Here is a 25,895-nt window from a genome sequence, read left to right on the forward strand (position 1 = left end):
GGGGTCCGCCCGCCGCCGCCCGATCCCCGTCAGGGGCTCCGGGCCAGGACCGCGCGCGCGGCCGCGACGTCGGCGCGGATCTGGGCCACGAGATCGGCCACGGTCGCGAACGGCGCAACCTCCCGTAGCCGCTCGATGAAGTCCACCCGCAGCTCCTCGCCGTAGAGGTCGCCCTCGAAGTCCAGCAGGTGGACCTCGATGGTGGGCGGAGCCCCGCGGAACGTCGGGCGGGGACCCAGGTGGAGGGCCCCGTCGAACGTGCCGCCCCGCACGTGCGTGCGTACGGCGTAGATCCCGGCGGGAGGGAGGAGCTTGTCGGGAACGGGCACGGCCAGATTGGCTGTGGGGAACCCGAGGGTCCGCCCCCGCTGGTCGCCCCGCACCACGACGCCGCGCACCGCATACGGACGGCCCAGGCCTCGGCGCGCATCCTCCAGGTCTGCGGACGCGATCGACCGGCGGATCCGCGTCGACGAGATGGGCTCGCCGCCGGCCAGGACCGGCTCCACCACATCCACGGCGAAGCCCAGCTCGGCGCCGATGGCACGCAGGGTCTCGACGTCTCCGCTCCGTCCTTTGCCGAAGCCGTGGTCGTACCCGATGACCAGCTCCGAGACGCCGAGGCGCTCGACGAGGATCTCTTCGACGAACCTGCGCGGCGGATAGTCCGCCAGCGCACGCGTGAAGGGGATGAAGACCGCGTAGTCGAGCCCCGTCTCGGCCAGGATCTCCGTCTTCTCCACGGGGGTGGTGAGCAGCGGCGGGGCATGCTCGGGACGCACGATCCGGAGCGGGTGGGGATCGAAGGTCACCAGGACGCTGCGCCGTCCCGACGAACGGGCGCGCTGGCAGATCTCCGCGAACACGGCCAGGTGGCCCCGATGCACCCCGTCGAAGGTCCCGACCGTGACGACGGCTCCACGCGCGTCCTCGGGCAGCGGTCGAGCCAGCGCGGGGTCGATTGCGGACGGCTCTACCATGCGAAGACCTTGCGAGGACGCAGGGCGTCGGGACCCACCTCGGCCACGGCCACCAGCTCGTCCTCGTGCGAGAGGGCGCACACCCCCGCGCCCACGCCCGACGGAGGGGGGAGGGCCTGACCGTGGCGGATGCGCCGGACCTCGTCGGCCTGCAACGCGACACGAGGAAGGTGCCCCAGGGCGTGCAGGGGGCTCAGGGCCGTGGCCCGCACGCGTTCGGCATCGCCCAACGCCTCCGGCACCAACGCCTCCTCCACGCGGAAGCGCCCCACCGCGGTCCGCCGCAGCTCCGTCAGGTGCGCGCTCGTCCCCAGCGCGGCGCCGATGTCGCGGGCCAGGGCACGCACGTAGGTCCCGCTGGAGCAGGTGACACGGAAGTCCAGACGGGGAGGCGCGAACGCCAGCGCCTCCAGCGCGTGGATGTCGACGGGCACGGCCTCCAGCGCCACGGTCTCGCCGCGTCGCGCCCGGTCGTAGGCCCGCTCCCCCGCCACCTTCTTCGCCGAGTAGGGGGGTGGGGTCTGCAGCTGGGCCCCCTGGAAACCGGTCAGCACGCCCACCACGTCCGCGTCGGTGACGGCCCGCCAGGCGTCGTCCTGGGCGCGGATCTGCCCCATGCGGTCGTCCGTGTCCGTGGCGCGTCCCAGCTCCAGCGTCGCCTCGTACGTCTTGTCCTGCGCGCTCAGGTACTCGGCGATGCGCGTCGCACCGCCCACACACAGGAGGAGCAGTCCCGAGGCAAAGGGGTCGAGCGTACCCGTGTGCCCGATCCGACGGGTCCCCAGCGCACGGCGGGCGAGTCCGACCACATCATGTGACGTCGGCCCCGACGGCTTGTCCACCGGGAGCACGTACGCAGGGGTCACGCGTCCTCCGGGGCTCCGTCGGGAGGGGCTTCGGGAATCTCCACGTCGCGGAGCAGGGCTTCGATGCGCTCGGCGGCCTCCGCCGTCCGATCCTCCTCGAAGCGCAGCTCCGGGACCCGGCGCAACCGCAGCGCCTGCCCGAGCTCCCGGCGGATGAACGGAGCGGCCGCGGCGAGCCCTGCGTGCGCCTCCCGGCGTTCGTCGCGGCCGTCGGGAAAGCGCACGTACACGCGCGCGAGCCACAGATCCGCGGTGACCTCGGCGCCGAGCACACGAACCCCCTCCACGCGGGGATCGCGGACCTTGAGGCGCAGGATCTCCGCGGTCTCGCGCTTGACCTGTTCATTCAATCGTTCGGCACGACGGGACATCGAAGCGCAACCCGGCTACAGCGTCTCGCGCTGGACGTGGGTGATGAAGAGCCGACCGCTCTCCTCGAGGAGCCGGTCGATCCGACTCTCGATGGAGTCGGCCTGGCCCGCGTCCGCGGCCAGGTAGACCAGGGAGAGCTCGCCACGACTCCACTGGTCCTGGGACCCCGTCTCGGCGAGCGAGACGTTGAAGCGGGTCCGCAGGCGATCCTTGACGGAGCGGAGTACCATGCGCTTCTCCTTCAGGCTGCGGGCCTCGGGAAACGCAAGCTGGAAGACGAGAAATCGGATCGTCACAACGACCCCGCCAGCTGCGGGGCAGCGACGCTCAGTCGCGACCCCGTGCCGAGTCGGCGAGCGTACGCGCGACCTCCTCGACGCGGTAGCATTCGATCACATCGCCGACCTTGATGTCGTTGAAGTTGGCGATGCCGATGCCGCATTCGAAGCTCTCGCGCACCTCGCGGACGTCTTCCTTGAAGCGCTTGAGCGACGAGATGCTGCCGTCGTAGATCATGATGCCGTCCCGCACCAGACGCACGTTGCCGGTGCGCTGGATGATGCCGTGGGTGACGTAACAGCCTGCGATGGTTCCGACGCGAGTGATCTTGAAGACCTCTCGCACCTCGGCGGAGCCCAGGATGCGCTCCTTCTCCTCCGGCGAGAGCAGGCCCTCGAGCGCGGAGCGCACGTCGTTGACGGCCTCGTAGATCACGTCGTAGGTGTGGACGTCCACACCCTCGCGCTCGGCCACGGCGCGGGACTTGGCATCGGGCCGCACGCGGAAGCCGATGATGATGGCTTGCGTGGTCGAGGCCAGCAGCACGTCGGACTCGTTGATGGCACCCACTCCGCGGTGCACGATGTCCACGGAGACCTCGTTGGTGCCGAGTTGCTCGAGCGCGTCGGCCACCGCCTGGACGGAGCCGTCCACGTCGCCCTTGATGATGAGCGCGAGCCGTCCGCCCTTCCCTTCCGCGCGGAGCTGGGAGAAGTCGCCGAGCTTGAAACCGCGCTCCCGGATCCGGAGCTGTTTCTCGCGCTCCAGCCGCTGGCGGTTCTGCGCGATCTCGATGGCCCGGTCGGCTTCCATGGCCTGGAACGAGTCCCCGGCCTGGGGCACACCCGACGCACCGAGCACCTGGATCGGGAACCCGGGCCGGACGGCTTCGACGGGCTTGCCGCGCTCGTCCAGGAGGGCGCGCACACGTCCGTCGTAGAGACCGCAGACGAACGGGTCGCCCACCCGCAGCGTGCCGCGCTGGATCAGGATGGTGGCCACGGGACCCTTGCCGGGGTCCAGCTTGGCTTCGATGACCGTGCCCTGGGCCTCGCGGTCGGGATTGGCCTGCAGGTCCAGCAGCTCCGCCTGCAGGAGCACCTTCTCCAGGAGGTCGTCGATGCCGATGCGCGCCTTCGCGCTGATCTCGGCCGACAGCACGTCCCCGCCGAAGTCCTCGACGGTCACGCTCTGCTGCAACAGCTCCTGCTTGACCTTCGCCGCGTTGGCCGCGGGCAGGTCGATCTTGTTGACCGCCACGACCAGCGGCACGCCCGCGTTCCTGGCGTGGCTGATGGCCTCGATGGTCTGCGGCATGACCGAGTCGTCCGCGGCGACCACGAGCACCACGATGTCGGTGACCTCGGCGCCGCGCGCACGCATGGCCGTGAAGGCGGCGTGACCCGGGGTGTCGAGGAAGGTGATGGCGCGACCTCCGTCGATCTCCACGTGGTAGGCGCCGATGTGCTGCGTGATGCCGCCCGCCTCGCCGGCCACGACGTTCGTGTCGCGGATGGCGTCCAGCAGGCGCGTCTTCCCGTGGTCGACGTGACCCATGACGGTGACCACCGGCGGACGCGGGCGCAGCGACTCCACCGGATCCTCGTCCTCCTCCTCCTCGTCCACGGTGCCGTACTCGGCCTCGCGCACCGCCTTGAAGCCGAACTCGTCGAGCAGGAGCTCGATCTGGTCGAAGTCCAGGCGCTGGTTGACCGTCACCATGAGGCCGAGGTTCTTGAAGGCGCTGCCCACGATCTCGGTGGACGACACGTCCATGAGCTCGGCCAGCTCGGCGACCGTCAGGAACTCGTTCACCCGTACCGTGCGGGCTTCGCGCGCGCGTTCCTCCGCCTTCTGGGCCTCCTCGGCCTCCCGCCGCTCCCGGGCGTCCTGGACGGTACGGCCCTTCTTCCGCTTCTTCCCGCCGCCCTTCAGCTCGGCCATCACGCGCTGGATGTTCGACTGCACCGCATCCTGGTCCACGCGGGTGCGCTTGCCCTTCTTGCGGTCCTTCGACTGGCGGCGGCCGTCCGCGGTATAGCCTTCGGCCTGGATGCGCACCTTCCCGCCGGAAGCAGCGGCACCGCGATCGGCGGATCCCGCACCGGCACCCTGACCGGGTGCGGGACGACGCAGGACGCGGGCGGGCCCCTTGGGGGCGTTGCGGCGGACCGGCTCGGGCGCAGGCGCCTGCGCTGCAGCCGGCCGCGGCGTGGCCTTGGGCGGCGCGGCAGGACGGGCCGGCTCGGCCGCGGGCGTCTCCGGACGCTCCTGCACGGGCTCCGGCTGGAGCTCGGGCTCCGGCTCGGGCTCGGCCGCGGCCGGCGCTTCGACCTCGGGCTCGGGCTCCGCGGCGGGTGGCGCCTCGACGGCGGGCTCGGGCGCCGGGGCGGTGGCGGCGGGTGCCTCCTCCGCTTCCGCGGCGGGGGCCTCGACCGCTGGCTCCTCTTCCGGCTCCGGCTCGGGCTCGGCCCGGCGTCGCCGGCGCCGGGTGCTCGGAGCCTTGGAATCCTCGATCACGGCCTGGATGGCCTCACCGGCCTTCCGGTGCCCGGCACGACGCTCCCGCTCGACACGCGCGATGACGCGCGCGACGTCGGCCTCGGAGAGCGATCCTCTCCGATCCGCTACACGGATCCCGAGCTGGCGCAACAGCACCAGCAGTTCCTCGGAATCCACGCTCAGGGTCTGTGCCAGCTCAAAAACCCGCATCAACGCTCCACATCTGCCTGTTCGTCCCGGGGCGCCACCTGCGCCAGGACGGCCGCGGCCAGGTCCGCTCGGGTCACCGCAACCGCGGAAACGGGCCCGGTCCCAACTGCGCGCCCGAACGCCGCGCGGCTTCCCCCGATCCACAGGGGGATCCCGCGGCGCTCGGCCGGCTTTCTCACTTTGTCGACTTGTGCGGGAGACGCGTCCGCGGCGACCAGGACCAGCCGTGCGTCGCCGCGTCGGATCGCTTCACGGGCCCGGGCCGTGCCGGGTGCGACGTGTCCGGACCGTCGCGCGAGCCCCAGCAAGCCGAGCCCTTCGGCGAAGTTCACCCGCCCCCGTCCTCCACTCCAGCCGCGGGTCGCGAACCGTCCGGCGAGGATCCTTCCTCGCCGGCCTCCGCGTCCCCACCGCCGGCCTGGGACTCGGCGGCGGTGCCCGCCGGGGGGGATCCCCCGGCATTGGACTCCGCAGCATTCGCGTCCGGTACCGGCTCGACCACGGTCAGCTCGTCGATCAACTCGACGAGGCGCTTCGCATCCGCTTCCGCAAGACCCGGGATCTTGAGGAAATCCCCCTCCTCCAGATCGATGATGTCGAGGAAGCTACTATATCCGGCGCCTTCCAGGGCCGCCAGGGCGGAGGCGGACACATCCAGCTCCTGGAGTGGGAAGTCCGCCATCTCGAAGCTCTCGCCGGGCTCGGGTCCGAAGAGCCCCATGCCGGCGCCCCGCTCGAGCCACTCGCGCGACCCGTACAGGTCGATCTGCCAGCCGATGAGCTGGGAGGCCAACCGCACGTTCTGGCCGTTCCGTCCGATGGCCAGGGAGAGCTGGTCCTCGTCGACGATGGCCGTGATCACCTGGCGCTCGGAATCCGAGATCACCTTCGACACCCGGGCGGGGGCCAGGGCCCGCCGCGCGTAGACCTCGGGGTCGGGGTGCCAGGGCACGATGTCGATCCGCTCGCCGCCGAGCTCGGACACGACGGCCTGGACGCGCGAGCCCTTCAAGCCGACGCAGGCGCCGACCGGGTCGATGGACTCGTCCCGGCTGTAGACGGCCAGCTTGCTCCGGCCCCCGACCTCGCGCGCGATGCCGCGGATCTCGACGATGCCCTGGTAGATCTCCGGCACCTCGAGCTTGAAGAGCGCAGCGACGAACAGGGGATCGGCGCGCGACAGGATCATGCGCGGGCCCTTGGGCGTCTCGTCCACCTTCTTCAGGACGGCGCGGATGGGATCGCCCTGCCGGAAGCGCTCGCGCGGGTTCTGCTCCCGCCACGGGATGATCGCCTCCGCGTCCCGCGAGCGGTTCAGCATCACGACGATCTTGCCGCGTTCGATCTGCTGCACCTCGCCGGAGAGCAGCTCACCCACACGATCGGCGTACTCGTCGCGGATGCGCTGGCGCTCGCCCTCCCGCACCCGCTGCACGATGCGCTGCTTCGTGGCCATGACCGCGTTGCGGCCGAACTGGGCGAAGTCGACGGGGATCTCCATGACGTCTCCCACCTCGTAGGTGGGGTCGTCCCAGCGGGCCTCGCCCAGGGCGATCTCGGTGGAGGCGTCCTCGACGGACTCCACGACGCGCTTGAGCACGACGATGTCGATGTCGCCGCTGCCATCGTCGATGGAGATCTCGGCTTCGACGTTGGGGCCGTAGATGCGCGCCAGTCCGGCGAGGATGCCATCGCGCATCAACTCGTTCAGGGCCTCGTCCGACAGGTTCTTCGTCGAGGCGATATCCCTCAGCGCTGCCACGATCTGACCGGCTTTCATCGTTGTCCCCTCGCCCCTCATCGGCGGCTCGGAGGCGACGTCCTCCGTTACCGCACTGCACCTAGCTCCATTCGTAGACGAGACGACCGCGCTCGATCCCGTCCAGCGGGAGGCGCACCTCGTCTCCTCCATCCAATCGTATGCGGACCGCACCGGCACCCCGCGCCAGCGCGTCCCGCTCCTCTTGCGTTTCCAGCGCCAGCAGCATCCCTTCGATCCGACGGCCTTGCGGACCCATCGGCTCCTTGGCGCGCACCAGCACCCGCTGGCCCGCGAAGCGAACCCAGTCCGCGGCCCGGACCAGAGGACGCTCCAACCCCGGAGACGAAACCTCCAGCACGTACCGCTCGGGCAACACGCCGTCCAGCCAGGTCTCCAGCCCCCGGCTCACGACGGCGCAGTCGTCCACCGTCACGGCCTCCGGGGCCGAAGATCCCGGGCGGTCGATGCGCAGCCGGAGGACGGGGCGGCGGGCATTTCCGGCCCACTCCGCCACGACGACCTCGAAGCCCAACGCCTCGACGCGTCCATCCAGCTCCGACCGGACGCGGTCCCGCGTGTCACCCATTCCCTGCTCCCGGCGCCCACACGGGGCACCAAGAGAAAAAAAAGCGGGGAAGGCCCGCTTCCCCACTTCAACCAATTGGCGGCCGCCGCGCGCGGCGGTGTCCGCGGCCTTCGCAGCTAACCTAGCCGATTCCCCGGACTCTCTCAACCACGGCCCCGGCCCTCCCGGTCAGTCGTCCGTGCGGGAGATGCGTGCCCCCAGGGCGCGGAGCCGCTCGTCGATCCGCTCGTAGCCGCGCTCGATCTGCCCGATGTTCCCGATCCGGGAGCGCCCCTCGGCGGCCAGCGCCGCCAGGAGGAGGGCCATCCCGGCCCGGATGTCCGGGCTCTCCACGCTCCCCCCGCGCAACCGGGCCGGACCCACCACCACCGCCCGGTGGGGATCGCAGAGGATGATCTGGGCACCCATGCCTACGAGCTTGTCCGTGAAGAACATACGGGACTCGAACATCTTCTCGTGGATGAGCACCGTGCCGCGACATTGGGTCGCGGTCACCAGGGCGATGGACGTCAGGTCGGCCGGGAAGGCCGGCCAGGGCCCGTCGTCGATCTTGGGGACGTGGCCGAAGGCATCGGCGCGGACCTCGAGCGGCCGGTCGCCGTGCACGACCAGGGAGTCCTCCCCGACGGTGCATTCGACCCCCAGACGCCGGAAGCCCAGGAGTGCCGAGCGCATGTGGTCGGTCTCGAGGCCTTCGATGGTGATCTCGCTTCCGGTCACGGCCGCCAGCCCGATGAACGAGCCGGCCTCGATGTGATCGGCCCCGATCCGGAAGCGGGTGCCTCCCAGCCGCTCCACCCCCTCGATCCGCAGGATGTTCGTGCCGACGCCGTCGATGTGGGCGCCCATCCCCTGCAGGAGGTGGCACAGGTCCTGGACGTGGGGCTCGGACGCCGCGTTGCGGATGCGCGTGGTCCCCCGGGCCAGCACGGCGGCCATGATGGCGTTCTCGGTGCCGGTGACGGACGGCTCGTCCAGGAACATCTCGGCCCCGATCAGCGCGCGGGCCCGCACGTGCAGCCCGTCCTCCAGCTCGACGCGCGCCCCGAGCGTCTCGAACGCCAGGAAGTGGGTGTCGAGGCGCCGACGTCCGATGACGTCGCCCCCGGGCGGCGCCAGGCGCGCCTCCCCGAAGCGGGCCAGGAGCGGCCCGGCCAGGAGCACCGACGCGCGGATGCGCTCGGCCAGACGCGGATCGGGGGCCCGTCCTTCCACGGCGCGGGCCTCCACCGTCACCTGGTTCGGACCCGTCCATTCCACCGCCGCCCCGAGCGCCACCAGGATGTCGAGAAGGGTCTCCACGTCGCGGATCCGCGGCACGTTGTCCACCACCACGGGCTCCGTGGTCAGGAGCGTGGCGGCGAGCACGGGCAGGGCGGCGTTCTTGTTCCCGGCGGGCCGGATGCGACCGGACAGACGCTGGCGACCCTCGACGACGAAGCTGGGCATGTGGAAACGGGCTGGACGGAGCGCGGGCGCCGAGGCGCGGGTGGGTGCGAAGCTACCCGGATGCGGGAGCGCGTGCCAAGGCGCACCCTGGAAGGGTCGGTCGCGATGCGGTACCGTTCGACATGGACTTCGCACCGCTGCAAGCCGCCGACACCATATGGATGCTCGCTCCCGCGAGCGGCCTCCAGACCGCGAGCCAGATCGCGAACGTGGTCATCGCCGCGCTGGTGCTGCTGGTGTTGGCAGCGTTGTTCGTGGCCCTCCTGCAGGTGCTCAAGGCATTGCGCGCGTTGCGCAGCATCGTGGACCGCCTGGAGCCCCAGTCCCATGCCGTGCTGGAGCGCGCGCGCGGCGTGACCGAGAACGTCGAGGCCATCACGCGCTCGCTCAAGGACGACGTCGGCTCGTTGACCGGCTCCGTGGAAGCGCTCACGGCCCGGCTGCACCAGGCCTCGGACCGGATGGAGGAGCGCATCGAGGACTTCAACGCCCTCATGGAGGTGGTGCAGGAGGAGGCCGAGGACATCTTCGTGGGCACGGCGTCCACCGTCCGCGGGCTGCGGACCGGCGCGGCCGCCCTCACGCCCGCAAGCCCGCCGCCCCCGGTCCTGCCCCCGGACCCGTCCGCGTTGGAGCTACCCGAGGACGAGTGAGCGCGGTCGGACTCCTTCGCCTGGGGATCGCGTTCGGCTGGGTGGCGCTGGTCGCGCTCATCGACGCGACGCCGCTCCATGCCTGGGGCCCCGCCACCCACGTCGCCCTGGGCGAGGGCCTGCTGAGCGCACTCTATCTGCTGCCGCCGGCGCTGCGCGCCCTGCTGGAGCGCTACCCGGTCCAGTTCCTGTACGGATCGATCGCCGCCGACATCTCCTTCGCCAAGAAGTACGCGGCCGCCGGGCGCCACTGCCACCACTGGCACATCGGGGAGGAGATCCTCGAAGCCGCGCCGGACGAACCCCTGCGCGCGGTGGCCTTCGGCTACCTCGCTCACCTCGCGGCGGACACGGTGGCCCACAACATCTACGTGCCGCGGCAGCTCCTGCTCACGAACACGTCCAAGGGTGTCGGACACACCTACTGGGAGCACCGCATGGACATGCATGCGGGCGAGGCCTACCTGGCGGAAGCGCGGCGGCTGATCACGGAGCACGACCACCGCGCCGCCGATGAGCTCTTCGACGAGGTCCTGAGCGCCACCCTGTTCAGCTTCCAGACCAACCGCCGCATCTTCCGCGGCATGATCCGCTTCCAAGGCAACGAGCGCTGGCAGAAGGTGTTCGACTCGGTGCTGCGCAACTCCCGCTGGGACCTGCCGGACCCGCTCGTGCGCCGGTACCTGGAACTCTCCTTCGAGGCGATCGTCGACTACCTGGTCAACCGCGAGCGGTCCGCTCCGGCCCGTGAGGACCCGATCGGCGAGGTGAACCTGCGGCTGGCCAAGCAGATCCGGCACCGGGAGCTGGCGGACGGCGCGATCGACGATCCCGAGCTTCTGGCCCGGAGCGCCGATGCCTTCTTCCCGATCCCGGACGATCCACCGGGGGTCCCCATCCCGGCAGCCCTGGGGCAGCGCGGTCGGCTGCGCGGCGAGACCCGGGCGATCTAGCGTCCGTCACCGGTCCGCGCGGCGGCATCGACGACGAATGACCTGCGCCGGCACGCGAGCCGGCCTTCGTGGGCGTGCCTACCCGAAGTCCTTCTGCAGATCGGCGTAGCGGGCCAGCAGCTTCTTCCGTCCCACGGCCTGGAAGTCCACCGTGACCTTGAGATCGTGGCCGAAGCCGGTCACCTCGACGACGGTGCCCGACCCGAAGGTCGCGTGCAGCACGCGCTCCCCCTTCAGCAGGCGCGGGCGATCCTGGTCGAAGTCGTAGTCGAAGCCCTCGCTCGCGAACGTCTCCTCGCGCTCGGCGCGCGCCCGGCCGCCGCCCGTCTCCCGTGCACGCTCGCGCGAGAAGGAGGGATACTCGCGCCGGGAGCGGTCCGTCAGACGCCGCTCGAGCAGCTCTTCCGGGATCTGGTCCACGAACGGAGAGAGACGGCCCATCATCATCTCACCGGCCCGGCGGCGCTGGCGGGCGTGGCACAGGATCAGTTTGTCCTCGGCCCGGGTGAGCCCCACGTAGAAGAGGCGCCGTTCCTCCTCCAGGTCGGCCGGCTGGTCGTAGGCCCGGGAGAGCGGGAACAGCCCGTCCTCCAATCCCGTCAGGAACACGGTCCGGAACTCGAGGCCCTTGGCGTTGTGCAAGGTCATGAGGGTGACCGCGTCGCTCCCACCCTTCATGGCGTCGATGTCCGCGACCAACGCCACGCGCTGCAGATACAGGTCCAGGTCGGTGAAGCCCTCCCGCTCCTCGGGCTCGAGCGCCATCGCCTCGGCGTCGAAATCCAGGGCGCCCGCAATGAGCTCACGCACGTTCTCGGCGCGGTCCTCGCCCTCGGGGCCTTCCTTGCGATAATGCTCCAGCAGGTCGAGATCCTCCACGAGCGCCTGCACCAGCTCACCCACCGGGATCTCGCGCGCCAGTTCCGCGAACCGGTCGAGCAGCTCCGTGAACCCTTCGAGGGCACGGACGGCGGCGCGCCCGAGCTCGGGGATCTCGCTCGCACGCTTCGCCGCCTCCAGGAGCGGTAGCCCCGTCGCGACCGCCCATTCCCCCAGCCGCTCCAGCGAGCGATTCCCCAGCCCGCGCCGCGGCACGTTGACGATGCGCTCGAACGCACCCAGGTCCTGGGGATTGGCGATCAGCCGCAGGTAGGCGAGCGCATCCTGGATCTCGCGCCGCTCATAGAAGCGTACGCCACCGACGATCTGATAGGGGATGCCACGACGACGGAATGCCTCTTCGAGCGCGCGCGACTGGGCGTTCGTGCGGTAGAGGAGGGCGAAGTCCGCGTTGTGCAGATCCGGATGCGAGAGCTGCCGCGCCTCGATCTCCTCGACCACGGTGCGCGCCTCGTCCATCTCGTCGGCGGCGCTGATGACCGTCAGCCGCTCGCCGGCCTCGCGATCGGTGAAGAGCGTCTTCCCCTTCCGGTCCTGATTGGCCTCGATGGCGGCGTTGGCCGCCGCGAGGATGTTGCCGGTGGAGCGGTAGTTCTGCTCCAGGCGCACGACGACGGCTTCGGGATACGTCTTCTCGAAGTCGAGGATGTTGCGGATGTCGGCACCCCGCCACCCGTAGATGCTCTGGTCGTCGTCCCCGACGACCATGAGGTTGCGGTGGCCGGCCGCGATCAGCTCCAGGAAGCGGAACTGGGCACGGTTGGTGTCCTGGTATTCGTCCACCAGCAGGAAGGCGAAGCGCTGCTGGTAGGATTCGAGGAGCGCGGGCAGGGACTCCAGCAGCCGGACCGGTTGCACCAGCAGGTCGTCGAAGTCCAACGCGTTCTGTTCCCGCAACGAAGCCTCGTAGACGGGATACACACGCGCCACGTTGCGGGCGAAGATGTCGAAGCTGCCCTCGTTCTCCTTACGGAAGGTTTCGGCGTCGACGAGCAGGTTCTTGGCGGCGCTGATCTGGGCCCGTACGGCCTTCGGGTTCCACCGCTTGGGGTCCAGGCCCACGGACTCGATGGCCCGCTGCATGGCCTTGAGCGTCTGCTCCTGATCGAAGATGGAGAACGTGCGACTCCACCCGAGCTGCGGCGCGTGCCGCCGCAGCAACCGCGCGCCGAGCGCGTGGAAGGTCCCGATCCACATGCCGTTGGGCTCGGCGCCCAGGAGTCCGGCCACCCGCTCCCGCATCTCTCCGGCGGCCTTGTTGGTGAAGGTGACGGCGAGGATACGATCCACCGGAACCCCGTGGTGGGTGACCAGGTGGGCGATCCGCGTGGTGAGCACCCGCGTCTTGCCCGACCCCGCACCTGCGAGGACGAGCACGGGACCTTCGAAGAACTCCACCGCTTCACGCTGCGGCGGGTTCAGGCGTTCGAGGTGCCGGGCGGCGTCGAAGAGCGAGAGCGGAGAGGCGTCCACGGATGCGGCGGGAGACGGGGCGGATGGAGCGACCGGGACTCTACCCGCCGGAGCGCGGAAGTTTCACCAGGAAGACCGCACCGCGTTGCGGCGTGTCCAGGAGCTGGATCCGCCCTCCATGGACCCCCTCCACGATGCGGCGCGACAGAGCCAGCCCGACGCCCCACCCGCCCGCCTTGGTCGTCACACCCGGCTCGAAGATCCTGTCGCGCACCTCCAGCGGCACGCCCGGTCCGTCGTCCGCGATGCGGACGTCGACCCATCTCCCCTCCCCTGCCTGCGCCGTCACCTCGATCGTTCCACCGCTGCCGGCCAGCGCATCCAGCGAGTTCTTGACCACGTTCTCGAGCGCCCACACCAGCAACACCCGGGTGCCGTTGATCGCAGGCAGGTCATCCGGCACCGACACGACGAAGCGGATGCCGGGGCCCAGCCGTGGCAGGCGGGCCTGGATGTAGCGCTCCAGCTCGTCGAACAGCTCGGGCAGCGCGACCGGCTCCAGCTTGGACTCCCGACCGATCAGCTCGAAGCGCCGGCTTACGCGCTCCAGCCGCTCCAGGTCCTCTTCGATGGCGTCCCCGATGTCGGGCGCGGAGATCCCACCGGGGCGCTCCTCCTGCGGCATGCGCAGCAGCTCCAGCCACCCCTGCAGGGACGACAGCGGGGTGCCGAGCTGGTGCGCCAGCTCCCGCGCCATGGAGGTCCAGGCGCGCTCCGCCTCCGCCCGACGCTGGGCCCGGATCAGGGAGAGGCCGATCATCAAGGTGAGGATGAGCCCACCCGCCTGCAGCCAGGGGATCCAACGCAGCCGGGCCGTCTGCGGCGGATCGCCATAATGGATGAGGTTGCCGCTGAAGTCGCGGATGGGGGGATGGTCCACATCGAGCAACGCCAGCCAGGCCTGGATGCGCACCTGGCCTTCGTCGGTGCTCAGGTCGGCCTCGAACGGGAGGTTCACCTGCGCGATGGCGCGACCGGCCGAATCGGTCAACGCCAACGGAACGCCGGCGTCCACGATACGCTGCTGCAGGCTCATGAGGCTCTCGAACATCGCGTCCGGATCCTCCGACGTGATGCCGGCCTGCACCTCGGCGAACATGCGGGTCATCGTCGCTGCGTTCTCGTGCAGCGAGCGCACGATCTGATCCGTGTAGACGAGGAACCAGGCCAGCTGCGCGAGCAGCAGGAGCGCCAGGGCCGGCGTCCAGGCGCGACGCAGCAGGGCGCCCCGCGTCAACGCCGCCCGGGCGCTCCGAGACGCCCCCGGTGGTGGGACCGAGCGTGCACGTGGGTCACTTCGCCGTGAGCGCGTCCACGCCGAGCGGACCCTGGAGCGGTGGAGGGACCGTGACGCTGCCGTCCGCGCGTTGCCAGGTCTCCAGCAGCGCGACCATGAGACGGGGCAGCGCGACGCCCGAGCCGTTGAGCGTGTGCACGAAGTCGGGCTTGCCGCCGCCGTCCGGCCGGAAGCGGAGGTTGCCGCGCCGGGCCTGGTAGTCGGTGAAGGTGCTGCACGAGGAGACCTCCAGCCAGCGCTCCACCCCGGGGGCCCAGACCTCGATGTCGTACGTCATGGCCGAGGAGAAGCCGAGGTCTCCGGCCGCCAGGCGGATGACGCGATGCGCCAGTCCCAGCCGCTCGAGCACGCGACAAGCCTCGCGGGTCAGCTCCTCGAGGGCGTCGCGGCTCCGCGCCGGTGTCTCGTAGCGCACCAGCTCCACCTTGTCGAACTGGTGCACGCGCAGCAGGCCGCGCGTGTCCTTTCCCGCCGCACCGGCCTCCCGACGGAAGCAGGGCGAGTACGCCGTGTAGCGGATGGGCAGGTCCGCCTCGGAGAGCAGCTCGTCGCGGTGCATGTTCGTGACGGGCACCTCGGCCGTGGGGATCAGCCACAGGTCGTCGCGCTCCGTCAGGTAGGACTCCTCTGCGAACTTGGGGAGCTGTCCAGTGGCCGTGAGCGATTGGCGGGTGACGAGGTAGGGCACACGCAGCTCCACGTAGCCGTGCTCGCGCGTGTGCAGGTCGAGCATGAAGTCGATCAGCACGCGCTGCAGGCGCGCGCCCATGCCGGTGAGAACGGGAAAGCCGCTCCCGGAGATCCGCGAGCCGCGGGCGAGGTCGAGCAGCCCGAGCGCTTCGCCGAGCTCCCAGTGGGGCCGCGCCGGGAAGTCGAACAAGACGGGCTCGCCCCACGTCCGGATCACCTCGGCGTCCTCCTCCCCACCCGTCTGCACGTCCGTCAACGGCAGGTTGGGCACCGCGAGCAGGATGGCTTCGATCTCCGTCTCGGCCGCGCGCACGTCCGCGTCCAGACGGTCGATGCGATCCCCGACCTCCTTCATCTCCGCGACCAACGCGTCGGCCGGCTCGCCCGCGCGCTTCAGCTCCCCGACCTGCTTGGAGACCTGATTGCGCGTGGCCTTCAGCTCCTGCACCTCGGAGATGGCGCTCCGCCGCACCACATCCAGCTCCAGGACCCGGTCCAGCTGCGCGTCCAGGCTGGCGTCGGCGCGCTTGGCGAGGGCGGCGCGAACCGCGTCGGTCTCTTCACGCAGACGGCGGATGTCGATCACGTCAGTCGGGGGGCAGGAGGCGGCGGTCGTTGCAGTTGGGGTTCCCGTCGTACCGGAAGTCCATGACGCCGGCCACGGGGTCGAGCAGGATGGGGCTGAACTTCGAGAAGGAGAAGCAGCTCTGGCCGAACAGTCCGACCGTGATCCGCGTGCGCACGACGTAGAGGTCCCCGACCCGGAGCGGGACGGCCCCGGCGCTGTAGGCGACCGTGTCGCCCGGCGCCTCGGCGATCTCGTCGAAGGGGGTGGAGCCCAGGTCCGCGATGCGGGCCCGGCTGTCCAGCCCGAAGCCGATGGCCGGCACGGCGACCAGCTGCCCGCCGCGGGTGTCGAGCGCCATGTCCCACTGGTTGAGGGCGCTCTGGGACTCGATGAGCACCGGCACTTCGTCGACGAAGTCGAACCCGGACGGCTGGTTGAGCCCCGGCCGCGCCAGGGAGTACAGGCGGGCCGTGTCCGGACTGAGGTTCCAGTCCACATAGCCGAAGGGCCGGTCCTCACAGGCCGTCAGGCCGGAGAAGAGGGCCAGCGCGAGGCCGAGCAGGAGCGTGCGCACGGGTCGTAGCCTGGGGTCGGAGTCCACCGCTGCCGAAGCGTTCAAAGCTATCCCGCCGAAGAGTGGGGCTCAAGCCCGAATCGCTTGTAATTCCTTGACTTTACACCAGTTGTGCCCTAGGTTCCCGGCCGTCTCTCCCCCTTCCGACGCACCGGCATGTCCGAAGCCTCCACGTCCGCCGTGCCCCGTGCCCGTCTGCTCGTGGCGGACGATGAGCCGCATATCCGGCGGATCCTGACCACCCTGCTGGAGGCGTCCGAGTTCACGGTGGACGCCGTCTCCGACGGGGTGGCCGCGCTCGAGCTGCTGGCCGGCTCGGTGCGCTACGATCTGATCCTGCTCGACATCATGATGCCCGGGGCCACCGGCCTGGAGGTGCTGGAACGCCTCCGCGGCATGCCCACCCGGGCGAGCGTACCGGTCATGATCCTGACCGCCAAGGGGCAGGACGCCGACCGGGAGCGCGCGTTCGCGCTGGGCGCCTCCGACTTCGTGACCAAACCCTTCAGCCCGAAGAAGCTCCTTGCCCGGATCGACCAGCTCCTCGCCGGCTGATCTCTGGATCCTCATCCTCGCGGGGGGCGTGGGCTCCCGCTTCTGGCCGGTCAGCACGCCCAGCCGTCCCAAGCAGCTCCTCCCGCTCGGGAGCGAGCGCCCCCTCATCGTGGACACCGTGGAGCGGCTGGACGGCCTTGTCCCTCCCGAGCGCATCCGGGTCCTGACCGGGGCCTCCCTGGTCGAGCCCATCCGGCACGCCACCGGCCTGCCGGCCTCCAGCTTCCTGGTCGAGCCTGCGGCGCGCGGCACCTGTCCCGTCCTGGCCTGGGCGGCCTGGACGATCGAGCGCGAGCACCCGGGCGCGGTACTGGCGTCGATCCACGCGGATCACGTCATCGATCCACCCGCCGCCTTCCGCGCGCTCCTCGCGGACAGCGCGCACGTGGCCGCGCGGGAGGGCTTGCTGCTCACCACCGCGATCGTCCCCACCCGGCCCGAGCCCGGATACGGCTACATCGAGCCCGGAGAGGTCGTCGGTGGGCACGGGACCGCCGAGGTGCGGAAGGTGCGTCGCTTCGTGGAGAAGCCCGACCGCGAGACAGCGACCGGCTATGTGCGCGACGGCTACCTCTGGAACAGCGGCATCTTCGTCTGGAGCGCCGCCACCTTCCTGCGGGAGCTGCGTGCCACGGCCCCCGACGTCGCCGCGGCCCTGGAGCACCTGGAGCGTGACGACGTGGACGCCTTCTTCCGTGAGGTTCCCGTCACCACGGTGGACGAGGCCGTTCTCGAACGGAGCGACCGGGTCGGGACCGTCCCGGCCACGTTCGCCTGGGACGACGTCGGGGCGTGGGAGGCGCTGGGACGGACACGGCAGGCGGATGCGGACGGCAACGTGTCCGTGGGTGCCGTCCACGCGGTGGAGGCACACCGCAACATCGTCTGGAGCGAGGACGGGCGGGTCGTGCTCTTCGGGGTGGACGACCTCGTCGTGGTCCGGACGGGCGACGTCACGTTCGTCACCACGCGGACGCGGAGCCCGGACCTGAAGGCCCTGCTCGCACGCCTGCCGTCCACCCTCGGAGGGAGCGCGTCATGAAGCTCTACCTCTTCGACGATCGCGTGGCGCGCGGCTTCCACCCGTTCGCGGCCACCCGCCCGGTGGGCGAGCTCCTGTACGGAGCCCATACGCTGCGCGAGCGGGCCGAGCGGGGCCTGCGCAAGACGTGCGCAGGACACTGGGCCGGCGCGGACCTGATCGGATTCGACGAGGAGGGCGCGCCCCCCGCGGTGGATCTGGCGGACGTCGAGACGCCGTGCCTGCTGCTCTGCAGCCGCGTCTCGTGGGGCCACGATGTGGCGGCGGCGCTTCCCGCACCCTCGCCCGGCGGGCCGGTCCCGGTGGAGGTCGCCGGCGCATTGGCGGGTTGGCTGCTCCCCGCCGGAGCCACGCGGCCCACCGAGGAGCAGCTTCTCGACCGCACGCCGCTGCCGGGCGCGCGCTCCCCGCTCGTGCTGCGCGGCGAGTGGCTGGAGGGCGTATGGTCGCTCATGGCCGGCAACGCCGACCGTGTGGGCAAGGACCTGGCCCACGAGCACGTCACGCCTCCCTCCGCCGACCCCGTGGGCCTCGTGCGACTGGGCACCCACGGCGTCGTGCTGGCCCCCGACGTGGTCATCGAGCCGGGCGTGGTGCTCGACGCCCGCCGGGGTCCGATCCACGTCGATCCCGGCGTGGTCCTGGGCGCGCACCTGCGGCTGGCCGGCCCCGCCTTCGTGGGCCGGGGTTCGACGCTGTTCGGAGGGTCGATCTCGGCCGTCTCGCTGGGGCCGGTCTGCAAGGTCCGCGGAGAGGTGGAGGAGTCCGTGCTGCTGGGCTACAGCAACAAGGCCCACGACGGCTTCCTGGGGCACGCCTACCTGGGGCGTTGGGTCAACCTGGGCGCGCTCACGACCAACAGCGACCTCAAGAACAACTACGGGCACGTGCGACTCAAGCTCCCCGAGGGGTCGGTGGACACGGGCCTGACGAAGGTCGGCTGCTTCCTGGGCGACCATGTGAAGACCGGGATCGGCACGATGCTCAACACCGGCACCGTGGTGGGGGCGGGCTCGAACCTGTTCGGTGGGGTCATGCCTCCGGCGTGGGTGCCTCCGTTCTCGTGGGGCAGCGGATCCGACCTGGTGGAATACCGCTTCGATCGCTTCCTGGAGGTGGCCCGGGTGGTGATGGGCCGGAGAGGCCTCACGCTGAGCAGCGCGATGGCGAGCGTGCTGGAGCGGGCGTGGACCCGGAGCGCCGTGCTCCGCGGCTGATCGGGGCCCGCACCGCGCGTCGCGCCCGGTCCTCCGACGGGTTGCCGGGCCCCTGCGCTCCCGACCACATTGACGGCCATCCCCTCACCCGGCGTGTCGATGTCCTTCGTCCCCGTCTTCCCCAGCTCGAGCGCGCCCCGCGCCGTCCGGAGCGGGCCGTGAGGCTCTCGGTCCTGGGCACGGGCTCGCGCGGCAACGCGACGCTGATCGAAGCGGGTGCCACGCGCGTGCTCGTCGACGTGGGCTTCAGCGCGCGGGAGCTGGAGCGTCGCCTGGGTCACCTGGGCGTCGATCCGGCGCAGCTGAGCGGAGTGGTCATCTCCCACGACCACTCGGACCACACCCGGGGTCTCTCCCTCGTTCGGCGCCACGACCTCGAGGTCCACCTGACGGCGGGGACCCAGCGCGCGGCGCGGCGTCACCTGCGCGGCACCGAGCGGGTGCGTACCTACCGCCCGGGGATGCCGTTCGACATCGGGCAGATCCGGGTGGAGCCGTTCACCACCGTGCACGACGCCGCCGACCCGGTCGGGCTCGCCCTGGTCGACCAGGAGACGGGTCTGCGCGTGGGCATCGCCACCGACCTCGGGCGCCCCACCGCGCAGATCCGCCACGCGCTCTCCCGCTCGGACTTCCTGATCCTCGAGGCCAACCACGACGAGGGGATGCTGCACGCCGGCCCCTACCCGTGGTCGGTCAAGTCGCGCATCGCCTCCAGCCACGGGCACCTGTCCAACCACGCCGCGGCGCGCTTCGCCTGCGAGCTCGTGCACGATGGCCTCGCCGGCATCCTGCTCGCGCATCTGTCCGCAGAGTGCAACGACCCGCAGCTGGCACTCCGGGTCGTGGGCGATGCGCTCGGGCGGTTGGGCTACGACGGCTTCCTGGACGTCGCTCTGCAGGACGAGCCGACGACCTTGTTCGACCTCGTGGATCTGAAGGCCCGTCGCGCGCCCGCCCAGTATTCGTTGTTCTGAGGGCAGGCGTGCAGCCGGCGGCTGTCTGCCGGCCGGAGGGTCCACGCGCACGCGCCGGATCGCCGCCGCGGAGCGGCGCCCGGTCCGTCCGGCGGCTGGCGGTGAGCCCTGGCGGCCCGGGATCGCGCCTCTGGATCGCACCGGCGGGAGCCGGCGCCCGCACCCTGCGGGGACACCCTTCAACCGGAGCTTGAATGAGCGCGCATAAACCTGGACGTGGCAAGATCTTCGCCTCTCTGCTCGAAACCATCGGCGACACCCCGATCGTGCGGGCGCCGCGGCTGGCGACGGAGCAGGGCGCCAGGGCGGAGGTGCTGCTGAAGCTCGAGTTCTTCAACCCGCTGGCCAGCGTGAAGGACCGGATCGGGGTCTCCATGATCGAGGCCCTGGAGCGTGAGGGACGCCTCGGCCCCGACTCGACCATCGTCGAGCCGACCTCCGGCAACACGGGGATCGCGCTCGCGTTCGTCTGCGCCGCCAAGGGATACCGGTGCGTCCTCACGATGCCGGAGACGATGTCCATCGAGCGACGGAAGATGCTGGCCCTCCTGGGCGCGGAGGTGGTGCTCACGCCCAAGGAGGAGGGCATCAACGGCGCGCTGCGCCGGGCCGAGGAGCTGCTCGCCGAGATCCCGGGCTCGGTGCGCCCGATGCAGTTCGAGAATCCGGCCAACCCGGAGATCCACCGACGCACGACGGCCGAGGAGATCTGGAACGACACCGACGGCCAGGTCGACGTGATCGTGTCCGGGGTGGGCACGGGCGGCACGCTGACCGGCTGCGGAGAGGTCCTCAAGCCGCGCCGGCCCGGCCTGCGCATGGTGGCCGTGGAGCCGTCGGTCAGCCCCGTGCTGTCGGGAGGACAGCCCGGACCGGGCAACATGATCCAGGGGATCGGGGCCGGTTTCGTGCCGGCGATCCTGGATACGGACCTGATCGACGAGGTGATCGCCGTCACGAACGAGGATGCGCTGGCCATGGCGCGCACGGCGGCGCGCACCGAGGGACTGCCCGTGGGGATCTCCGGGGGTGCGGCGCTGTGGGCGGCCTACCGGATCGCCGCCCGCCCCGAGTCGGAGGGCAAGACCATCGTGACGATCATCCCCTCCTTCGCGGAGCGCTACATCTCGACCGCGCTGTTCGAAGGGATCTGAGGTCGCGCGGCGCGAGGGCGGGACGCGGCACCGGCGCCGCCCGCGTCCAGGGCTTCGCGGGAAGACGGCCGTACGCGCAACGGGGCACACCCGACCGGGTTGTGCCCCGTTGCCGCAGTCGGCGCGCGACCGCGCACCTACAGCCCGAAGAACCGGCGGATGTCGTTCGAGAGCGCGAAGAGCATCAGACCCATCACGATCACCAGCCCCACCTGCGAGAGCCGGGCCCGTTGCTCCACCGAGAGTGCGCGCCCGCGCACCGCCTCCACGAGCAGGAAGAGCAGGTGGCCCCCGTCCAGGATGGGGATGGGCAGCAGGTTCAGCACCGCCAGGTTGATGGAGAACAGCGCCATGAAGTCCAGGAAGGTCACGATGCCCTGACGGGCCGCCTGTCCCGACATCTCGGCGATGGCGCCGATGCTCCCCACCGAGCTGGCGGGCACGTTGCCCGTGACCAGGTCGCGGAGGAAGCCCACCAGCAGACCCGTCACCTCCACCGTCTCGACCGCGCCCTGCCGGATGGCGCCCGCCGGCCCCACCCGCTCGTACCGGATGGGGATGCTCCACCCCGGCGAACCCACACCGATACGGCCGATGGTCACGGTCTCGCCGGTCCGCGGGTCCGTCTCCTCGAACGGCTCGGGGGTCACGGTCCGGAGGACCGTGCGCCCCTGGCCCCGGTCGATCTCGAGCTCGGTGGGCTCGCCCGCGCGGTCGCGGACCTCCCGCACCAGGTCCCACCAGCTCTCCACGGGCACGCCCTCGACGGCCACCACCCGGTCACCGTTCTCGAGGCCCGCCTGGGCGGCCGGCGACCCGGCCTGCACGTCCCCCGCCGCCGCGGGCAGCCAGAGGGGGAGCGCCGCCACGATGCGGAGGCGCTCCTCCGGATTCGTGGGCAGGTCCACTTCCACCGTGGCCGCAGGCGATTCCGTGACGAACACGGTCGGACCGGACTCGGCCAGGAGGGCGTCCGGGATGTCCGTCCAGGACCCGATGGGCTCGTCGCCGATGCGCACCAGCTCGGCCCCGGAGGGGAGTCCGGTGAGCGCCTCCGTGCCCGCCGGCAAGGCCGTCGCCTCCACCTCGCCGATCCGTCGGCTGTCGATCTCCTGGCTGCCCCAGAAGCCCGCGATGACGGTGTACAGCAGGAAGGCGAAGATGAAGTTGAAGATCACCCCCGCCGAGATGACCAGCACGCGCGCCCAGATGGGCTTGGCATCGAAATCATGGTCGCTGGGCGCGCGCGGCCCCGCCGGCGCACCCCCTTCGACGCGCTCCATGACCTCGTCGTCCATCCCGCCCATCTTCACGTAGCCGCCGAGCGGGATCCAACTGATCACGTAGTCGGTCTCGCCGCGCTGGAAGCCCACCAGGCGGGGACCGAGCCCGATGGAGAAGCGCTCCACCCGGATCCCGACCGCCTTGGCGGCCAGGAAGTGTCCGAGCTCGTGCACGAAGATCAGGACGCCCAGCAGGACGACCGTGGCCAGCAGCGTCACGGGCGAGCCTCCGCGCGGGCGTGGACCGCCACCGCGGCGCGGGCGTGCGCGCGCGCCCGCGCGTCGACGTCCTCGAGCGCGGCGAGATCGGGCGCCTCCGGTCCGGCGATGGCCGCCAGCGTGTCCTCGACCACACCGGCCATCTCGAGGAACGGAAGGCGGCCGTCCAGGAACGAGGCCACCGCCACCTCGTTGGCGGCGTTGAAGACCGCGGGGGCGGTGCCTCCGGCCCGTCCGGCGCGCACGCCGACCCCGAACAGCGGGAAGGCGTCGTCATCGACCGGTTCGAAGGTCAGCGGGGACATCCGCACCGGATCGAAGGTGCGGAGCTCGGCGTCGGGCACCCGCTCCGGGTGGCTCAGCGCGATCAAGATGGGCAGCTCCATGGTGGGATATCCGAGCTGTGCCAGCACCGACCCGTCGTGGAACTCCACGAAGCTATGGACGATCGACTGCGGGTGGACCACCACGTCGATGCGATCGAAGTCGATGCCGTACAACACGTGAGCCTCGATGACCTCCAGCGCTTTGTTGGCCAGCGTCGCCGAGTCGACCGTGATCTTGCTTCCCATGTTCCACGTCGGATGCCGGAGCGCGTCGCGCGGACCGACGGCGCGGAGCGCGTCCCGGCTCCACCCGCGGAAGGGGCCTCCGGACGCGGTCAGCACCAGGCGCGCCACGTCGTCGGGCTCGTACCCGGAGAGGCACTGAAGGATCGCCGAGTGCTCCGAGTCGATGGGGACGATCGTGCCGCCTCCCCGCTCCAGGGCCCGGGCCACGAGCGGTCCCCCCGCCACCAGGGACTCCTTGTTGGCGAGCGCCACCCGCTTGCCCGCCTCGAGGGCGGCGAGCGTGGGCGCCAGCCCCGCGAAGCCCACCACCGCGTTGACCACGACATCGACGTCGGGTCGGGTGCCGAGCGCGCAGAGCGCCTCGGTGCCGCGTCCCCAGGCCGGGTCGGCCGCGTCGTCCGGCTCCACCAGCACGGTGGCGGTCGGCCCGTGCCGCTCGGCCTGGGCCCGCAGCCGTTCGCACGAGCGACGGGCGCCCAGGGCCGTGACGCGGAACCGGTCGGGATGGCGTTCGACCACGGCCAGCGTGCTCTCGCCGATGGACCCGGTCGACCCCAGCAACGCGATCCGGATCACAGCGAGCTCCATGCGCGGAAGAGGACCCAGAAGACGGGCACCGTGAAGAAGATCGCGTCGAAGCGGTCGAGCAGCCCGCCGTGCCCCGGCAGCAACGCGCCGGAGTCCTTGACCCCCGCCTCGCGCTTCAGGACCGACTCGGCCAGGTCGCCCACCTGCCCCACCGCGCCCAGGAGGGCGGCCAGCACGGCGCCGGGCGCGATGGACAGACCGATGCCGGCCGGCTCCAGCGCGAGCGCGGTGAACAGCCCCCCGGCCAACGCGGAGCCGACCAGCCCGGCCAGCGCGCCTTCGACCGTCTTCTTGGGGCTCACCCGCGGGGCCAGCTTGCGCCGGCCCCACGCCCGCCCCCCGAAGTACGCGAACGTGTCCCCGATCCAGGTGACGAGCAACGGGAAGACGAGCAGGAGCGCGCCACCCAGCTCGCTGGTCCCGGGCGTCGTACGCAGCAGCCCCGCGAAGGACAGCGCACCCCCGGTGTACAGCACGCCGGTCACGGTGACGGACAACACCTCCAGGGGCCGGCCCTCCACCCCGCGGATGAACACCGCGAAGGCGGCCACCAGCGGGACCAGCAGCACCGCGAGGGTCCACAGGGGAAGCGCCACGACGTCCACGGGCACCAGGAACGGAGCGGCGGCGATGCCGCCCGCGGCCGCGACGCCCAGTCCTACGAGCGGCACCGCCCCGCGCGCCCGGGCCAGCCCATAGAATTCGTGCGCCGAGCCCGCCGCGATGGCGCCGATCACGGCGCCCAGGGGCCACCCCCCGAGGTAGATGACCCACACGCCGAAGGGGATGCCCACCGCCGCGACGGCGACCCGCCGCGCCAGATCCCCGCTCATGGGCGCGGGTCGCCGGAGAAGGATGCCATCAGCGACCCGTCAGCGCGCGCTGATCCGCCCGAAGCGCCGCTCGCGACGCTGGTAATCCAGCACGGCCGTGAACAGGTCCTCGCGGGTGAAGTCGGGCCACAGCACGCGGGTGATGTGCATCTCCGTGTAGGCCACCTGCCAGAGCATGAAGTTGCTGACCCGGATCTCGCCCGACGTGCGGATCAGCAGGTCGGGATCGGGCAGGCCCACGGTGAAGAGCCGCTCCTCCAGGGTGTCCTCGCCGACGTCCTCGGGCCGCAGGCGGCCGGCAGCGACATCAGCGGCGATCAGGCGGATGGCGCGCACCAGCTCCTCACGGCCGGAATAGGAGATCATGAGGTTCAGGCGCAGGTTGGTGCCGCCCCGGGTGGCGCCGATGATGCCGTCGATGGCGCGGCGGGTCGATCCGTCGAGGCGGTCCATCTCGCCCAGCACGTGCACCTCGACCCCCTGCCGGGCCAGGTCGCGCTGCTCCTTCTGCGCGTACACGCGCAGGATGGACATGAGCGCGGAGATCTCGCGGCGTGGCCGCTGCCAGTTCTCGGTGGAGAAGGCGAAGAGGGTCAGGATGCGCACACCCGCTTCGATCGCGCCTTCCACCACTTCCCGCACGGCCCGCATCCCGGCCCGGTGTCCCTCCGGGCGCGGCAATCCGCGGGCGGCCGCCCAACGGCCGTTGCCGTCCATGATGATGGCCACGTGCTCCGGCACGGCACCATTCAGACGCACTTCGTCGAGAAGCTGGGACATAGCGGCCGGAGGCCGAGCGTCGCTCGCGAGGCGAGCGCTCAGACCTGCATGATCTCCTTCTCCTTATGCGCCAGCAGCTCGTCCACCTGGCGGACGTGGTCGTCCGTCAGCTTCTGGATCTGGTCGAGCGTGCGATGCGCCTCGTCCTCGCCGATCTCGTGTTCCTTGAGGCGGTTCTTGACCTCGTCGTTCGCCTTGTGGCGCGCGTGCCGGATCGAGACCCGACCTTCTTCGGCCATCTTGTGCAGCAGCTTCACGAACTCCCTGCGCCGCTCCTCGTTGAGGGGCGGGATGGGAATGCGGATGACGGTGCCGTCGTTGGCCGGGTTCAGGCCCAGATCGGCCGACTGGATGGCCTTCTCGATCGCACCGATGATCGAGCGGTCGAACGGCGTCAGCACCAGCATGGTGGCGTCGGGCGTCGACACCGTCGCCACCTGGTTCACGGGCATCTTGGCTCCGTACGCGTCCACCCGCACGGTGTCGAGCAGCGCGGGCGTGGCCTTGCCCGTGCGGACGGTGGCGAACTCCCGACGCAGCGCGTCGAGCGTGTCCTGCATC

Annotated in this window: 24 protein-coding genes; 7 read left to right on the forward strand and 17 right to left on the reverse strand. The window is 71.1% G+C overall.

The window, feature by feature from the left end:
* Window positions 1–29: 29 nt before the first annotated feature.
* The 8 genes from R3E98_18400 to murA all read right to left on the reverse strand — a co-directional run bounded on the left by R3E98_18400 (window position 30) and on the right by murA (window position 9,006).
* Window positions 30–980: a bifunctional riboflavin kinase/FAD synthetase gene (locus R3E98_18400; GenBank protein ID MEZ4425376.1), complete on the reverse strand. Its 951-nt coding sequence runs from the start codon at window positions 978–980 to the stop codon at window positions 30–32.
* Window positions 974–1,846, reverse strand: a complete 873-nt coding sequence (gene truB, locus R3E98_18405; GenBank protein MEZ4425377.1) for a tRNA pseudouridine(55) synthase TruB — start codon at window positions 1,844–1,846, stop codon at window positions 974–976. Before truB ends, R3E98_18400 begins: the two co-directional genes overlap by 7 nt.
* A complete protein-coding gene (gene rbfA / locus R3E98_18410) occupies window positions 1,843–2,217 on the reverse strand; it encodes a 30S ribosome-binding factor RbfA (protein MEZ4425378.1) in 375 nt (124 codons plus the stop codon). The genes truB and rbfA overlap by 4 nt, the downstream gene beginning before the upstream one ends.
* A gap of 15 nt (window positions 2,218–2,232) precedes the next feature.
* Entirely contained in the window at window positions 2,233–2,514 is a 282-nt protein-coding gene (locus R3E98_18415; protein MEZ4425379.1) for a DUF503 domain-containing protein, read from the reverse strand.
* 31 nt (window positions 2,515–2,545) lie between these two features.
* Window positions 2,546–5,209, reverse strand: a complete 2,664-nt coding sequence (gene infB / locus R3E98_18420; protein ID MEZ4425380.1) for a translation initiation factor IF-2 — start codon at window positions 5,207–5,209, stop codon at window positions 2,546–2,548.
* 328 nt (window positions 5,210–5,537) lie between these two features.
* Window positions 5,538–6,989 carry a transcription termination factor NusA gene (nusA, locus tag R3E98_18425; protein MEZ4425381.1) on the reverse strand — a complete coding sequence of 484 codons (1,452 nt, stop codon included), beginning with the start codon at window positions 6,987–6,989 and terminating at the stop codon, window positions 5,538–5,540.
* A 61-nt stretch (window positions 6,990–7,050) separates the two neighbouring features.
* The gene (gene rimP / locus R3E98_18430) at window positions 7,051–7,557 is read right to left on the reverse strand and encodes a ribosome maturation factor RimP (protein ID MEZ4425382.1); all 507 of its coding nucleotides are present in this window, start codon (window positions 7,555–7,557) and stop codon (window positions 7,051–7,053) included.
* Window positions 7,558–7,725: 168 nt separating this feature from the next.
* A complete protein-coding gene (gene murA, locus R3E98_18435; GenBank protein MEZ4425383.1) occupies window positions 7,726–9,006 on the reverse strand; it encodes a UDP-N-acetylglucosamine 1-carboxyvinyltransferase in 1,281 nt (426 codons plus the stop codon).
* Between the two features lie 122 nt (window positions 9,007–9,128).
* Between murA and R3E98_18440 the strand changes: the two genes are divergently transcribed.
* Complete coding sequence (locus tag R3E98_18440; GenBank protein ID MEZ4425384.1) at window positions 9,129–9,659, forward strand: hypothetical protein; 531 nt, start codon at window positions 9,129–9,131, stop codon at window positions 9,657–9,659.
* Window positions 9,656–10,612 (forward strand): zinc dependent phospholipase C family protein, encoded by a 957-nt coding sequence (locus tag R3E98_18445; GenBank protein ID MEZ4425385.1) that lies wholly within the window; start codon window positions 9,656–9,658, stop codon window positions 10,610–10,612. The genes R3E98_18440 and R3E98_18445 overlap by 4 nt, the downstream gene beginning before the upstream one ends.
* A 78-nt stretch (window positions 10,613–10,690) precedes the next feature.
* Here the strand turns inward: R3E98_18445 and R3E98_18450 are convergent, their stop codons facing one another.
* The 4 genes from R3E98_18450 to R3E98_18465 are packed head-to-tail and all read right to left on the reverse strand — an operon-like array spanning window position 10,691 to window position 16,159.
* Window positions 10,691–12,985 (reverse strand): UvrD-helicase domain-containing protein, encoded by a 2,295-nt coding sequence (locus R3E98_18450; protein ID MEZ4425386.1) that lies wholly within the window; start codon window positions 12,983–12,985, stop codon window positions 10,691–10,693.
* Between the two features lie 40 nt (window positions 12,986–13,025).
* Entirely contained in the window at window positions 13,026–14,222 is a 1,197-nt protein-coding gene (locus R3E98_18455) for a HAMP domain-containing sensor histidine kinase (GenBank protein MEZ4425387.1), read from the reverse strand.
* 55 nt (window positions 14,223–14,277) lie between these two features.
* A complete protein-coding gene (gene serS, locus R3E98_18460) occupies window positions 14,278–15,558 on the reverse strand; it encodes a serine--tRNA ligase (GenBank protein ID MEZ4425388.1) in 1,281 nt (426 codons plus the stop codon).
* A 1-nt stretch (window position 15,559) separates the two neighbouring features.
* Window positions 15,560–16,159, reverse strand: a complete 600-nt coding sequence (locus R3E98_18465) for a hypothetical protein (GenBank protein ID MEZ4425389.1) — start codon at window positions 16,157–16,159, stop codon at window positions 15,560–15,562.
* Between the two features lie 111 nt (window positions 16,160–16,270).
* On the opposite strand from R3E98_18465, the gene R3E98_18470 reads away from it, so the two are divergent.
* The 5 genes from R3E98_18470 (at window position 16,271) to cysK (ending at window position 21,059) form a co-directional block, all read left to right on the forward strand.
* Window positions 16,271–16,669, forward strand: a complete 399-nt coding sequence (locus tag R3E98_18470) for a response regulator (GenBank protein ID MEZ4425390.1) — start codon at window positions 16,271–16,273, stop codon at window positions 16,667–16,669.
* Window positions 16,638–17,711, forward strand: coding sequence for a sugar phosphate nucleotidyltransferase (locus R3E98_18475; protein MEZ4425391.1), 1,074 nt, complete (start codon window positions 16,638–16,640; stop codon window positions 17,709–17,711). Before R3E98_18470 ends, R3E98_18475 begins: the two co-directional genes overlap by 32 nt.
* On the forward strand, window positions 17,708–18,928 hold the full coding sequence (locus R3E98_18480; protein ID MEZ4425392.1) for a putative sugar nucleotidyl transferase: 1,221 nt from the start codon (window positions 17,708–17,710) through the stop codon (window positions 18,926–18,928). Before R3E98_18475 ends, R3E98_18480 begins: the two co-directional genes overlap by 4 nt.
* 158 nt (window positions 18,929–19,086) lie before the next feature.
* Window positions 19,087–19,905 (forward strand): MBL fold metallo-hydrolase, encoded by an 819-nt coding sequence (locus R3E98_18485; protein ID MEZ4425393.1) that lies wholly within the window; start codon window positions 19,087–19,089, stop codon window positions 19,903–19,905.
* A 194-nt stretch (window positions 19,906–20,099) separates the two neighbouring features.
* Window positions 20,100–21,059, forward strand: coding sequence for a cysteine synthase A (gene cysK, locus R3E98_18490; protein ID MEZ4425394.1), 960 nt, complete (start codon window positions 20,100–20,102; stop codon window positions 21,057–21,059).
* 137 nt (window positions 21,060–21,196) lie between these two features.
* Here cysK and rseP read toward each other — a convergent pair whose 3' ends face one another.
* Genes rseP through frr form a run of 5 tightly spaced genes read right to left on the reverse strand, consistent with a single transcriptional unit; the run spans window position 21,197 to window position 25,894 of the window.
* Window positions 21,197–22,561, reverse strand: coding sequence for an RIP metalloprotease RseP (rseP, locus tag R3E98_18495; protein MEZ4425395.1), 1,365 nt, complete (start codon window positions 22,559–22,561; stop codon window positions 21,197–21,199).
* Window positions 22,558–23,709 carry a 1-deoxy-D-xylulose-5-phosphate reductoisomerase gene (dxr, locus tag R3E98_18500; GenBank protein MEZ4425396.1) on the reverse strand — a complete coding sequence of 384 codons (1,152 nt, stop codon included), beginning with the start codon at window positions 23,707–23,709 and terminating at the stop codon, window positions 22,558–22,560. Before dxr ends, rseP begins: the two co-directional genes overlap by 4 nt.
* A complete protein-coding gene (locus R3E98_18505; GenBank protein ID MEZ4425397.1) occupies window positions 23,706–24,554 on the reverse strand; it encodes a phosphatidate cytidylyltransferase in 849 nt (282 codons plus the stop codon). The genes dxr and R3E98_18505 overlap by 4 nt, the downstream gene beginning before the upstream one ends.
* A 39-nt stretch (window positions 24,555–24,593) precedes the next feature.
* Window positions 24,594–25,334 (reverse strand): polyprenyl diphosphate synthase, encoded by a 741-nt coding sequence (uppS, locus tag R3E98_18510; GenBank protein ID MEZ4425398.1) that lies wholly within the window; start codon window positions 25,332–25,334, stop codon window positions 24,594–24,596.
* Between the two features lie 38 nt (window positions 25,335–25,372).
* Window positions 25,373–25,894: a ribosome recycling factor gene (gene frr / locus R3E98_18515; GenBank protein MEZ4425399.1), complete on the reverse strand. Its 522-nt coding sequence runs from the start codon at window positions 25,892–25,894 to the stop codon at window positions 25,373–25,375.
* Window position 25,895: the final 1 nt, after the last annotated feature.

It is taken from the genome of Gemmatimonadota bacterium (genome assembly GCA_041390125.1).
Taxonomy (GTDB): Bacteria; Gemmatimonadota; Gemmatimonadetes; order Longimicrobiales; family Gaopeijiaceae; genus JAGQIF01.

Coding starts and splice junctions, on each gene's coding strand:
- frr (MEZ4425399.1), bottom strand. CDS start 25,894: ATGCAGGACACGCTCGACGCGCTGCGTCGGGAGTTCGCCACCGTCCGC.
- nusA (MEZ4425381.1), bottom strand. CDS start 6,989: ATGAAAGCCGGTCAGATCGTGGCAGCGCTGAGGGATATCGCCTCGACG.
- R3E98_18400 (MEZ4425376.1), bottom strand. CDS start 980: ATGGTAGAGCCGTCCGCAATCGACCCCGCGCTGGCTCGACCGCTGCCC.
- rimP (MEZ4425382.1), bottom strand. CDS start 7,557: ATGGGTGACACGCGGGACCGCGTCCGGTCGGAGCTGGATGGACGCGTC.
- cysK (MEZ4425394.1), top strand. CDS start 20,100: ATGAGCGCGCATAAACCTGGACGTGGCAAGATCTTCGCCTCTCTGCTC.
- infB (MEZ4425380.1), bottom strand. CDS start 5,209: ATGCGGGTTTTTGAGCTGGCACAGACCCTGAGCGTGGATTCCGAGGAA.
- R3E98_18480 (MEZ4425392.1), top strand. CDS start 17,708: ATGAAGCTCTACCTCTTCGACGATCGCGTGGCGCGCGGCTTCCACCCG.
- R3E98_18440 (MEZ4425384.1), top strand. CDS start 9,129: ATGGACTTCGCACCGCTGCAAGCCGCCGACACCATATGGATGCTCGCT.
- rbfA (MEZ4425378.1), bottom strand. CDS start 2,217: ATGTCCCGTCGTGCCGAACGATTGAATGAACAGGTCAAGCGCGAGACC.
- murA (MEZ4425383.1), bottom strand. CDS start 9,006: ATGCCCAGCTTCGTCGTCGAGGGTCGCCAGCGTCTGTCCGGTCGCATC.
- R3E98_18470 (MEZ4425390.1), top strand. CDS start 16,271: ATGTCCGAAGCCTCCACGTCCGCCGTGCCCCGTGCCCGTCTGCTCGTG.
- uppS (MEZ4425398.1), bottom strand. CDS start 25,334: ATGTCCCAGCTTCTCGACGAAGTGCGTCTGAATGGTGCCGTGCCGGAG.
- R3E98_18505 (MEZ4425397.1), bottom strand. CDS start 24,554: ATGAGCGGGGATCTGGCGCGGCGGGTCGCCGTCGCGGCGGTGGGCATC.